This window comes from Pseudomonas sp. NPDC087346 (genome assembly GCF_044744235.1).
In the GTDB taxonomy this organism is placed as follows: domain Bacteria; phylum Pseudomonadota; class Gammaproteobacteria; order Pseudomonadales; family Pseudomonadaceae; genus Aquipseudomonas.
The window spans coordinates 1-11,443 of sequence record NZ_JBIUXX010000079.1; the positions used below are offsets into that span (position 1 = coordinate 1).

Below are 11,443 nucleotides of genomic sequence, written 5' to 3' on the forward strand. Positions count from 1 at the left end.
GGGTGGCTTCGGGTTTCGCCAGACGGCGGGCCGCTTGGGCCATTTCTTCGAGTCGTTGCGGTTGCATCAAGACCTCTGTCAGGCGCGCGGCAAGATCCGCGGCACCAGTCGTTCTTTGCGGCATCAGGAAGGCAGCGCCTTCACGGGCCAAATATTCGGCGTTGCGGGTCTGGTGATCGTCGATGGCGTGGGGCAAAGGCACCAGCATCGAGGGCAGACCGGCAGCAGCCAGCTCACTGATGGTCAGCGCGCCAGCGCGGCACACCACCAGGTCGGCCCAGCCATAGGCTTGGGCCATGTCTTTGATGAAAGGCTGCACTTGCGCCTCGACGCCAGCTGCGCGATAGCGCTCTGCGGTCACTTCATCGTGGTTTTTGCCAGCCTGATGGAACACTTCCGGACGCAAATCGGCAGCGACTTGCGACAGGGCTTCAGGCAGCAACTTGTTCAACGGCTCTGCGCCAAGGCTTCCGCCAAGGATCAGCAAACGCGCTTTGCGACCGGCCAGAGCCTGTCGCGGTGTTTCGAGGAACAGCTCGCTGCGCACCGGGTTTCCGGTGGTACGGCGGGTGTCCGACACAGTAAAGGTGTCGGGGAATGCTTCACACACCCGAGCGGCGAACGGCACCAGCAACCGATTGGCGGTACCGGCCACGGCGTTCTGCTCGTGAACGATCACTGGCACACCGGACAGTTTCGCGGCCAGGCCACCAGGGCCGGTCACATAACCGCCGAAACCGACGACGCAGACCGGACGCAATTGACGAATGATCGCCCGTGCCTGCCAGACCGATTTCAGCAGCATGAACGGCGCCTTGAGCAACGACAGCTTGCCCTTGCCGCGCAGACCGCTGGCGTTGATGCGATGCAGCTCCAGACCGGCAGCCGGCACCAGATCGTTTTCAATTCCGCGTGGCGTGCCGAGCCAGTGCACGGTGTAACCGCGCGCCTGAAACTCGCGGGCACAGGCCAGCGCCGGGAACACGTGGCCGCCAGTGCCGCCAGCCATGATCAATACGTTAGCGCCCATGATTCGACTCCTCGGCGAAGTCGCTCTCCTGGAACTCCATCTCCTCACTGCCCAGGTGGGTTCGACTCTCCCACTCGATCCTCAGCAACAGGCCAAGGCAGGCGCAGCAGATCACCAACGAACTACCGCCATAACTGAGGAACGGCAGGGTCAGACCCTTGGTCGGCAGCAGACCGACGTTTACACCGATGTTGATCAGGAACTGGCCGATCCACAGGAACGACAGGCCGTAGGCAACATAAGCCGCGAAGTACTGCTTGGCCTTCTCTGCCCACAAGCCGATGTACATGCCGCGAATACACACGAAGACGAACAGTGCGACGGTCAGCAGCGAGCCCACGGCGCCCAGTTCTTCAGCCAGTACCGAGAACACGAAGTCGGTGTGCGCTTCCGGCAGGTAGAACTGTTTTTGCACGCTGTTGCCGAGGCCAACGCCAAACCATTCGCCACGACCGAAGGCGATCAAGGCTTGCGACAGCTGATAACCGGCGCCGAACTGGTCAGCCCACGGGTCGGCGAAGTTGGTCAGACGCGCCATTCGATACGGCTGCATCTGGATCAACAGCACCACGGCCCCGACCGCCAACACCACCATCAGCGAGAACCGGAACAGCCCGACCCCGCCAAGGAACAGCATCGCTGCGGCCGCGCCCATCATTACCACGGTGGCACCGAAGTCCGGCTCCATCAGCAATAGGCCCGCCATTGGCAGCAGCACGATGAACGGCTTGAAGAAACCCATCCAGCTCTCGCGCACTTCTTTCTGGCGACGCACCAGATAACCGGCGAGGTAGATCACCACGAACACCTTGGCGATCTCGGACGGTTGAACGTTGAAGAAGCTGAAACCGATCCAGCGCATCGAACCGTTCACTTCACGGCCGATCCCCGGCACGATCACCATGATCAGCAAGCCGAACGCACCGAGCAGCATCAGCCAGCCGAGGCGTTGCCAGGTGGCAATCGGAATCATCATGGTGATGACGCAGGCGCCCAGACCCAGCACGATGTAGATCAGGTGGCGGGTCATGTAATACAGAGCGCTGCCCGACTGCGCTGCGGCCACTTCGGTCGAAGCCGAGGCGATCATGATCAGGCCCAGGCCGAGCAGTGCCAGACAGCCGGCGAGCATCGGGAAGTCGAGGTCGATGCCGCGCCCGGTAATGATCGGCGACGGATACGGTTTGATGATATTGCGCAGGCTCATGCCAATTCCTCCACAGCGCGGACGAACTGGTGACCACGGTCTTCGTAATTCTTGAACATATCGAAACTGGCGCAGGCCGGAGACAGCAACACCACGTCACCCGGTTGGGCGGCAGCGCGGCATTGCTCGACGGCATCGACCAGCGAAGTTGCGCGAATCAACGGCACGGCATCGCCAATGGCCTCGCCAATCTTGTCGCTGTCGCGGCCCATCAGGACCACGGCGCGGCAGTTGGCCGCCACCGGATCACGCAGGTCCTTGAACTCGGCACCCTTGCCGTCGCCGCCGGCAATCAGAATGACCTTGCCGTCGATGTCCGCGCCCAGACCTTCGATGGCAGCCAGAGCGGCGCCAACGTTGGTGGCTTTGGAATCGTTGTAATAAGCCACGCCATCCAGATCACGCACCCACTGGCAGCGGTGTTCGAGGCCGGCAAAGTTGCGCAGCGCCGAGAGCATCGCGTCGAACGGCAGGCCGACCGCATGGCCGAGCGCCAGCGCCGCGAGGGCGTTTGACTGGTTGTGGGCGCCACGAACTTTCAGTTCGCGCACCGGCATCAGGTTCTGGAATTCGAAGGCCAGATATTTCTCGCCATTCTCTTCGCGCAGACCGAACGCCTTGAAATCCGGTTTGGTCAGGCCGAAGGTCCAGCATGGCTGGCCCTCACCGATCAGCGGACGGCTGAGCGCGTCCTGACGGTTGACCACGAACTGCTTCGCGCCACGGAAGATCCGGTGCTTGGCCAGGTGGTAGGCCGGCAGACCGCTGTAGCGATCCATGTGGTCTTCGCTGATGTTGAGCACGGTCGCCACTTCGGCGTTGAGCTGGTCAGTGGTTTCCAGCTGGAAACTCGACAGTTCCATCACGTACAACTCGATGTCGTCACGCAGCAGATCCAGCGCCGGAGTGCCGAGATTGCCGCCCACTGCCACACGCTTGCCGGCCGCAGCCGCCATCTCGCCGACCAGGGTGGTGACGGTGCTCTTCGCGTTGGAACCGCTGATGGCCACGATCGGCGCCTGCGCGTTACGCGCGAACAGCTCGATGTCGCCGGACAGTTTCACGCCACGGGCAGCAGCGGCTTGCAGGGCCGGGGTCGCCAGTGCCAGACCGGGGCTCACGTAGAGCTCGTCGGCACGGCAGAGGAATTCGACGTCCAGCTCGCCACAACGCACTTCCACGTGCGGATAGTCACGCTTGAGCGTGGCCAGTTCCGGTGGATTTTCCCGCGTGTCTGCCACGGCAAACGACGTGCCCCGGTTCGCCAGGAAGCGAACCAGGGACATGCCGCTATTGCCGAGGCCGACAACGATGCCCAACTGCTCAGAAGAGATCAGAGACACTCGTACTACCTCAGCTTCAGGGTGGCAAGGCCGACGAGCACGAGAATCACGGTGATGATCCAGAAACGGACAATCACGCGTGGCTCGGGCCAGCCCTTGAGTTCAAAGTGGTGGTGTATCGGTGCCATGCGGAACACACGGCGACCGGTCAGCTTGAAGGAAGCAACCTGAATCACCACTGACAGGGTTTCCATCACGAACACGCCGCCCATGATGAACAGGACGATTTCCTGACGGACGATTACCGCGATGGTGCCAAGGGCTGCGCCCAGCGCCAGTGCGCCGACGTCACCCATGAAGACTTGCGCCGGATAGGTGTTGAACCAGAGGAAGCCCAGACCGGCACCGATCAGCGCCCCGCAGAACACGATCAGTTCACCCGCGCCCGGCACATACGGGATCAGCAGGTATTCGGCGAATTTCACGTTACCCGACAGGTAGCAGAAGATACCCAGGCCACCACCAACCATCACGGTCGGCATGATCGCCAGGCCGTCGAGGCCGTCAGTCAGGTTGACCGCGTTGCTCGAACCGACGATCACAAAGTAGGTCAGCACGATGAAACCGAAGCCCAGCGGAATGCTGTAGTCCTTGAGCATCGGCAGGATCAGCGTGGTTTCCACCGGAGTGGTCGCGGTCATATAAAGGAAGATCGCTGCGCCGAGGCCGAACACCGATTGCCAGAAGTACTTCCAGCGACTCGGCAAGCCACGGGAATTCTTCTCGATGACCTTGCGGTAGTCGTCGACCCAGCCGATGGCGCCGAACAGCAGGGTCACCAACAGCACGGTCCAGACATAACGGTTGCTCAGGTCTGCCCAGAGCAAGGTGCTGACACCGATGGACGACAGAATCAGCGCGCCACCCATGGTCGGCGTGCCGGATTTGGACAGGTGCGATTGCGGGCCGTCGTTACGTACGGACTGGCCGATCTGACGGTTCTGCAGGGTGCGGATCATCCACGGGCCATAGCACAGCGACAAGACCAGCGCGGTCAGCACACCGAGAATCCCGCGCAGGGTCAGGTACTGAAAGACCGCGAAGCCTTTGTAGAACTGTTGCAGATACTCCGCTAGCAGCAGCAGCATTAATGTTTCTCCAGACTGGACCCGCACAGAGCCGCAACGATGTTTTCCATCGCTGCACTGCGCGAACCCTTGATCAAAATAGTGGTGTTTGTGTCCTGCTCGGCGTCGAGGGCCTGGATCAGTTCGGCTTGCGTGCCGAAGTGATGCGCCTGTTCACCGAAAGCGTTCACGGCGTGGACCATGTTTGGCCCGACAGCGTAAAGCGCGGAAACCTTGCCCCGGGCGTACTCGCCCACGTCGCGGTGCCCCTGCTCCGCCCACTCGCCCAACTCGCCGATGTCTCCGAGCACCAGGACGGTGCGGCCGGAAAAGCCGGCGAGTATATCAACGGCTGCGCACATGGAGGTGGGGTTTGCGTTGTAAGTGTCATCAATTACGCGCATGCCGTTCTTCGCCAGTTGCGCGACGGTGCGACCCTTGACCGGTTGTACCGCGCCCAGCCCGGTGGCAATGCCGAACAACGACACGCCCAGTGCGTGTGCAGCAGCGGCGGCAGCCATCGAGTTGGCGACGTTATGGGTGCCGAGCAGGTTCAGTTGAACCCGCTCCACACCTTCAGGCGTATGCAGATTGAAGGCCGGGCAACCACGGGCATCGGTGCTCAAGTCACTGGCGTAGAAATCTGCCTGAACATTGCTCAAGGCGAAGGTCAGCACTTTGCGGCTGCCGGCGCGGGTCTTCCAGATGCCGAAGGCTTTGTCGTCGAGGTTGAGCACGGCAACGCCATCGGCTGCCAGGCCTTCGATGATTTCGCCCTTGGCTTCGACGATTTTTTCCGGCCCGCCGAATTCACCGACGTGCGCGGTGCCGGCGTTGTTGAGGATCGCCACATGCGGCTTGGTCAGCCCGACGGTGTAGGCGATTTCGCCCAGACGCGAGGCGCCCAGTTCGATCACGGCGGAAGTGTGTTCCGCACCCAGTTCGATCAGGGTCAACGGCACGCCGAGGTCGTTGTTCAGGTTGCCACGGGTCGCCAGCACCGGACCGCGCGTGCGCAGGATGCTCGCGAGCATTTCCTTGACCGTGGTCTTGCCGCTGGAGCCGGTGATTGCTGCGACCGGTTTGGTAAATGCAGCACGGTTCAACGCGCCCAACTGGCCGAGGGCCTGACGGGTATCTTTCACCAGCAATTGCGGCAGCGTGCTGTCGGCGACTTCACGCTCGACCAGCGCAGCGACTGCGCCTTTGCCGGCAACATCGTTCAGATAGTCATGACCATCGAAGCGCGGACCGGTCAGGGCAATAAACAGTTGGCCGGGCTGGATCGCACGGCTGTCGATGCTGACGCCATTAAAGGACGCGTCACCCGCGATCAAACGCGCATCGAGCACGTTGGTCAGTTCGCTGAGCTTCAGGGGCTTAAGCATGGGCCACCTCCCACGCGGTGAGGGCGTGATCGGCTTCGACCAGATCGGAGAACGCGTGGCGTTCGCCGTTGATTTCCTGATAATCCTCGTGCCCTTTACCAGCGAGGACAATCACGTCATCCGCCGAGGCCTGGCCGATCAGTTGCGCAATCGCCTGGCCACGGCCGGCAACGAAGGTGACTTTATCCACAGCCGTGAAACCGGCGCGGATGTCGTCGAAAATCACTGCCGGATCTTCGGTGCGCGGATTGTCATCGGTGACCAGCACGCGGTCGGCCAGACGCTCGACCACTTCGGCCATCAGCGGACGCTTGCCGCGATCACGATCACCGCCGCAGCCGAACAGGCACAGCAACTGGCCTTTGACGTGCGGGCGCAGTGCGGTCAGAACTTTTTCCAGAGCATCCGGGGTGTGGGCGTAATCGACCACCACCAACGGCTGAGTGCCGCCGCCGAGACGCTGCATGCGTCCGATCGGACCTTCGAGCTTCGGCAGCACTTTGAGAATTTCGTCGAGGGCGTAATCCAGACCGAGCAAGGCGCCGACCGCAGCCAGCACGTTGCTCAGGTTGAAACGGCCCAGCAAGGTGCTGCGCAGATGATGTTCGCCCTGCGGCGTGACCAGCGTGGCACGCACGCCTTCGTCATCGAACTGCGCTTCACGGCAATACAGGTAGGCGCTGCTGTCGAGCAGGCTGTAGGTGATCAAACGCGATTCGCGCTTGTCGGCAGCCAATTGGCGGCCGAACTCGTCGTCGAGATTGACCACCCGGCACTTCAAATCATTCCAGGCAAAAAGCTTGGCCTTCGCCTCGGCGTAAGCCTCCATGGTGCCGTGATAATCGAGGTGATCACGGGACAGGTTGGTCATCACCGCCACGTCGAACGCCAGTGCGCTGACCCGGCCCTGATCCAGACCGTGGGAAGACACTTCCATGGCCACGGCTTTGGCGCCGGCCTTTTTCAGGTCGCCCAAGGTCGCTTGCATGGCAATCGGGTTCGGCGTGGTGTGCAGACCGCTTTCCAGCGCGCCATAGAAACCGGAACCGAGAGTGCCGACAATGCCGCAATGCTGACCGAGCAGATCCAGCGCCTGCGCAACCAGTTGGGTAACGCTGGTTTTGCCGTTGGTGCCGGTCACGCCGATCAGGTTCAGATGACGGCTCGGCTCGCCATAGAAGCGCCCGGCGATGTCCGACAGCTGCGCCGCCAGACCTTTGACCGGAATCAGTGGCACTTCGGTGATCGGCAGCACGGTGGCGCCTTCCACTTCATAAGCTACCGCCGCCGCACCGCGTTGCAGCGCATCGGCAATGTGTGTACGACCATCGAATTTGCCGCCCGGTACTGCAAGGAACAAATCGCCTGCACGCACGTTGCGGCTGTCCAGCGCCAATTCACGGATCAACAGATCGTGGCCGGCGTGGGGGAATATCTTGTTCAGACTTAATGACATCAGCCGCGCCCTCCATTGGCTTTCAGCGGAATAGTCGGAGTGGCGTTAGCCTGCTGGGTGGCCGGCAGGTTATCCGGAGTCACGTTCATAAGGCGCAGGGTGCCGGACATCACACGACTGAACACTGGCGCCGAAACCAGACCACCGAAGTAGCCGGCCTTGGACGGCTCATCGATCACTACAACAATGGCGTAACGCGGATCGCTCATCGGGCCGAAACCGGCGAACAGCGAACGGTAAGAGTTTTCGGCGTAGCCCTTGGTACCCACCGACGTTTTACGTGCGGTACCGGACTTGCCGGCAACGTGATACGCCGGCACCTGCGCACGGAATACGCCGCGCGGTGCTTCGATCACCTGGGTCAGCATGCCTTGCATGGTTTTCGCGACGGCTTCCGGCAACACTTGCGTGGTCTGCGGCGGCTTGTCGGTTTTGATCAGGGTCAGCGGTGCGAGACGACCGTTGTTGGCCAACGCCGAGAACGCGTGCACCAGCTGAATCGCGGTCACGGAAATACCGTAGCCGTAAGACAGGGTCGCGGTTTCAGCCTTGCGCCACTCGCGGTAGTTCGGCAGGTTGCCGACGCGCTCGCCCGGGAAGCCGAGGCCGGTGTCCTGGCCCAGACCGACTTTCTGCGCGAGACGGTAAATGGTCTCGCCGCCAATATCGAACGCGACCTTACTCATGCCGACGTTACTGGAATTGATCAGGATGCCGGTCATGTCCAGCACCGGGCCTTCGGACTTGGATACGTCCTTGATGGTGTATTTGCCGATCTGCAAGGTACCCGGGTACACCTCGACGGTGTCGCTCGGTTTCCAGCGGCCGGACTCGATCGCGGCGCTCATCGAGATGGCTTTCATGGTCGAACCCGGTTCGAACACGTCGATCATCGCGCGGTTACGCATCATCGCCGGTTGCAGGTTGCGTCGGTTGTTCGGGTTATAGGTCGGCTGGTTGACCATGGCGAGGATCTCGCCGGTCTTCACGTCCATGATCACCAGACTGCCGGCCTTGGCGCCGTTCTCGATGATCGCGTTGCGCAACTCGCGGTTGGCCAGATATTGCAGACGCAGGTCAATCGACAACGCCAAGGGCTTGCCGGCCTTGGCGTTTTTGGTGACCTGGATGTCCTTGATCAGACGTCCGCGCCGATCCTTGATCACCTGACGTTTGCCCGGCACCCCGGCGAGCCATTCATCGTAGGCGAGTTCGACGCCTTCACGACCGTGGTCATCAATGTCGGTAAACCCGACCATGTGCGCGGTGACTTCACCGGCCGGATAGAACCGGCGGAATTCTTCGATGCCGTAAACGCCCGGCACTTTAAGGTCGAGCACGACCTGGCCCTGCTCGGGAGTCAACCCGCGCACCAGATAAATGAATTCTTTGTTGGCCTGGGCTTCGAGGCGCTCGGTCAGCGCTTTCGGGTCTTGCCCCAGCGCAGCGGCGAGTGCCGGCCACTTCTCTTTGGCCGTCTGCATTTCCTTGGCGTTGGCCCACAGCGTGGTGACCGGGGTACTCACAGCCAAAGGCTCGCCGTTACGGTCGGTGATCAGACCACGGTGAGCAGGAATCGGGATGTGTCGCAGGCTGCGTGCGTCGCCCTGACCTTTGAGGAAGTCACGGTCAACCACTTGCAGGTCGATGATGCGCCAGCAGATCGCTGCGACCATCACACCAAGCAGCGCCACCATCAGGCGGAAGCGCCAAGGGAAGAGTGCGCCTTCGAGTTTCATCATGGCGCCACCATCTTCACGTCAGCCGCGCCAGGGATGTGCATTTTCAGTTGTTCAGTGGCCAGCACTTCGATCCGGCTGTGCGCGGTCCAGGTGCTTTGCTCAAGAATCAAACGACCCCATTCAGCCTGCGCCTTGTCGCGCACACTGAGTTCGTTATAAAGGGTGTTGAGCAACTGACGGTTCCAGTGCGCGCTGTAAGACACGCCGATGGCCGACACGAGCACGCCGATAAACAACAGCAGCATGAAAAAGCTGCCGCCAGGCAGTGGCTTGGCGAAAAGCTTACTCACCGCAACTTCTCCGCCACACGCATGACAGCGCTGCGCGAACGTGGGTTGGCTTTGAGTTCGGCGTCGGAGGCCGTCTGCGCTTTGCCATGGACTTTGATTTTCGGTTCGAACGCAACGTGGCGAACCGGCAGGTTGCGCGGCAGGTTGTCGGCTTCGCCTTTCACCAGCTTGCGCATGAACAGTTTGACGATACGGTCTTCCAGCGAGTGGAAGCTGATCACGACCAGGCGGCCGCCGATTTCCAGGCATTCCATTGCGGCTTCAAGGCCGGCTTCCAGATCACCCAGTTCGTTGTTGACGTGAATGCGCAGACCCTGGAATGCACGGGTGGCCGGGTTCTTGCCCTTTTCCCATGCCGGGTTGGCGACCTTGAGCACTTCGGCCAGATCGGCCGTGCGTTCGAAAGGTGTGATATCGCGACGCTCGGCCACGGCACGAGCCATGCGACCGGAGAAGCGTTCTTCGCCGTATTCCTTGAACACCCGGGCGATTTCTTCCACCGGCGCGGTGTTGACGAACTCGGCAGCGCTGATCCCGCGGGACGGGTCCATGCGCATATCCAGCGGGCCGTCGTTGAGGAAGCTGAAGCCACGCTCAGCGTCGTCGAGCTGCGGCGAAGACACGCCCAGGTCCAGCAGAATGCCGCTGACCTTGCCATCCAGACCGCGTTCGGCGACTACCGAGCCCAGCTCGGCAAAGCTGCGCTGCACAACGACAAAGCGGCCGTCTTCGGCCGCTAGCGTTTGCCCGGTGGCAATCGCTTGTGGATCTTTGTCGAACCCGATGAGCCGACCGTCCGTGCCGAGCTGGCTGAGGATCAGCCGGCTGTGTCCGCCGCGCCCGAACGTACCGTCCAGATAGCAGCCATCAGGACGTACGGCGAGAGCCTCGACGGCTTCGTCAAGCAGTACGGTGATGTGGTTAAAGCCGCTATCAATAGTCACAGGATCAAATCACGCAGTTCATCAGGCATAGCGCCCGGTTGTTGAATAGCAGCAAGGTCAGCGGCAGATACCGCGTCCCATGCATCCTCGTCCCACAATTGGAACTTGTTCAGTTGGCCTACCAGCATCGCGCGCTTATCGAGCTTCGCGTATTCGCGCAGACGCGGTGGAACCAGAAAACGACCACTGCCATCGAGTTCGAGATCGACGGCATTACCAATCAATAAGCGCTGCAGGCGACGGTTCTCTTCGCGAAGCGAAGGAAGTGCGCGCAACTTGGTTTCAATGATTTCCCACTCGTCGAGCGGGTAAACACACAAACATGGATCTACGGCATCAATGGTCACGATCAACTGGCCGGAACTACGCGAATCGAGCTCGTCACGGTACCGGCTCGGCATAGCGAGACGGCCCTTTGCATCGAGACTGATAGCGTTAGCTCCGCGAAACACGTCTGCGTTTCTCCAATTTTTATCGTTTTGAGCTCAAAAACCCACTTCATGCCACTTTCCGCCACTTGCGCACACTATAGGAATGCGCCCACCACACCGTCAAGGCGCGGATTAAAGGAAAACCCTTACAGAACGGAGATTTAGGAGCTTAAAAGGAGGGGTAACGACAATTTGGCGGATACTTTCGACCAATAACCTGATGCAGCACTGGAAGCTGCGCTCGGAAGTTAAAGTAATTTGTTAAGAGTAAGATTTTTTCGGTATTACAAAAGCGCTTCTGCTGTTGATTGAAGCAAGGTGGGAAATTGCTATTACTGCGTTAGCCGCTGCCGAACTTTCAGACCGGGCCTGCTGATAATACACAGCCCCGACACAATTGATTCAAGCAGGGAAAGAAAAAGGTGGAGAGTCGATCTGTAAGCCGGGTTCTGTCTTGAACAGTCATTCGTCTACGATGGCCATCACTGGACATCTTTAGCAACCTACCCGGTCCCAGCGCGGGCCACGCCTTGGGACCCTATTTG

The 11,443-nt window shown here is 60.7% G+C and carries 10 protein-coding genes and 1 other RNA gene (1 of these 11 cut by a window edge); all 11 read right to left on the minus strand.

Annotation, left to right across the window (positions count from 1 at the left end):
* A partial coding sequence (murG, locus tag ACIOZM_RS28375) for an undecaprenyldiphospho-muramoylpentapeptide beta-N-acetylglucosaminyltransferase (RefSeq protein WP_401220165.1) occupies positions 1 to 1,030 on the minus strand: 1,030 nt, incomplete at its 3' end.
* Positions 1,020 to 2,237, minus strand: coding sequence for a putative lipid II flippase FtsW (gene ftsW, locus ACIOZM_RS28380; protein WP_401220168.1), 1,218 nt, complete (start codon positions 2,235 to 2,237; stop codon positions 1,020 to 1,022). The genes ftsW and murG, both read right to left, overlap by 11 nt.
* Positions 2,234 to 3,580, minus strand: a complete 1,347-nt coding sequence (gene murD, locus ACIOZM_RS28385) for a UDP-N-acetylmuramoyl-L-alanine--D-glutamate ligase (protein WP_401220170.1) — start codon at positions 3,578 to 3,580, stop codon at positions 2,234 to 2,236. Before murD ends, ftsW begins: the two co-directional genes overlap by 4 nt.
* A gap of 5 nt (positions 3,581 to 3,585) precedes the next feature.
* Positions 3,586 to 4,668: a phospho-N-acetylmuramoyl-pentapeptide-transferase gene (gene mraY / locus ACIOZM_RS28390; RefSeq protein ID WP_401220173.1), complete on the minus strand. Its 1,083-nt coding sequence runs from the start codon at positions 4,666 to 4,668 to the stop codon at positions 3,586 to 3,588.
* Positions 4,668 to 6,035 carry a UDP-N-acetylmuramoyl-tripeptide--D-alanyl-D-alanine ligase gene (murF, locus tag ACIOZM_RS28395; RefSeq protein WP_401220176.1) on the minus strand — a complete coding sequence of 456 codons (1,368 nt, stop codon included), beginning with the start codon at positions 6,033 to 6,035 and terminating at the stop codon, positions 4,668 to 4,670. The genes mraY and murF overlap by 1 nt, the downstream gene beginning before the upstream one ends.
* Positions 6,028 to 7,491, minus strand: a complete 1,464-nt coding sequence (locus ACIOZM_RS28400) for a UDP-N-acetylmuramoyl-L-alanyl-D-glutamate--2,6-diaminopimelate ligase (protein ID WP_401220179.1) — start codon at positions 7,489 to 7,491, stop codon at positions 6,028 to 6,030. The genes murF and ACIOZM_RS28400 overlap by 8 nt, the downstream gene beginning before the upstream one ends.
* Positions 7,491 to 9,230 (minus strand): peptidoglycan D,D-transpeptidase FtsI family protein, encoded by a 1,740-nt coding sequence (locus ACIOZM_RS28405; RefSeq protein ID WP_401220198.1) that lies wholly within the window; start codon positions 9,228 to 9,230, stop codon positions 7,491 to 7,493. The genes ACIOZM_RS28400 and ACIOZM_RS28405 overlap by 1 nt, the downstream gene beginning before the upstream one ends.
* Positions 9,230 to 9,523, minus strand: a complete 294-nt coding sequence (gene ftsL, locus ACIOZM_RS28410) for a cell division protein FtsL (RefSeq protein WP_007956777.1) — start codon at positions 9,521 to 9,523, stop codon at positions 9,230 to 9,232. The genes ACIOZM_RS28405 and ftsL overlap by 1 nt, the downstream gene beginning before the upstream one ends.
* Positions 9,520 to 10,467 (minus strand): 16S rRNA (cytosine(1402)-N(4))-methyltransferase RsmH, encoded by a 948-nt coding sequence (gene rsmH, locus ACIOZM_RS28415; RefSeq protein WP_401220182.1) that lies wholly within the window; start codon positions 10,465 to 10,467, stop codon positions 9,520 to 9,522. Before rsmH ends, ftsL begins: the two co-directional genes overlap by 4 nt.
* Positions 10,464 to 10,919, minus strand: coding sequence for a division/cell wall cluster transcriptional repressor MraZ (gene mraZ / locus ACIOZM_RS28420; protein WP_053154948.1), 456 nt, complete (start codon positions 10,917 to 10,919; stop codon positions 10,464 to 10,466). Before mraZ ends, rsmH begins: the two co-directional genes overlap by 4 nt.
* A 401-nt stretch (positions 10,920 to 11,320) precedes the next feature.
* Positions 11,321 to 11,443: RNase P RNA component class A (gene rnpB / locus ACIOZM_RS28425), an RNA gene on the minus strand; it runs 209 nt beyond the window's last position.

Bases quoted from the DNA above. Each gene is read 5' to 3' on its own strand.
- murF (WP_401220176.1), bottom strand. From the start codon at position 6,035: ATGCTTAAGCCCCTGAAGCTCAGCGAACTGACCAACGTGCTCGATGCG.
- mraY (WP_401220173.1), bottom strand. From the start codon at position 4,668: ATGCTGCTGCTGCTAGCGGAGTATCTGCAACAGTTCTACAAAGGCTTC.
- ACIOZM_RS28400 (WP_401220179.1), bottom strand. From the start codon at position 7,491: ATGTCATTAAGTCTGAACAAGATATTCCCCCACGCCGGCCACGATCTG.
- ACIOZM_RS28405 (WP_401220198.1), bottom strand. From the start codon at position 9,230: ATGAAACTCGAAGGCGCACTCTTCCCTTGGCGCTTCCGCCTGATGGTG.
- ftsW (WP_401220168.1), bottom strand. From the start codon at position 2,237: ATGAGCCTGCGCAATATCATCAAACCGTATCCGTCGCCGATCATTACC.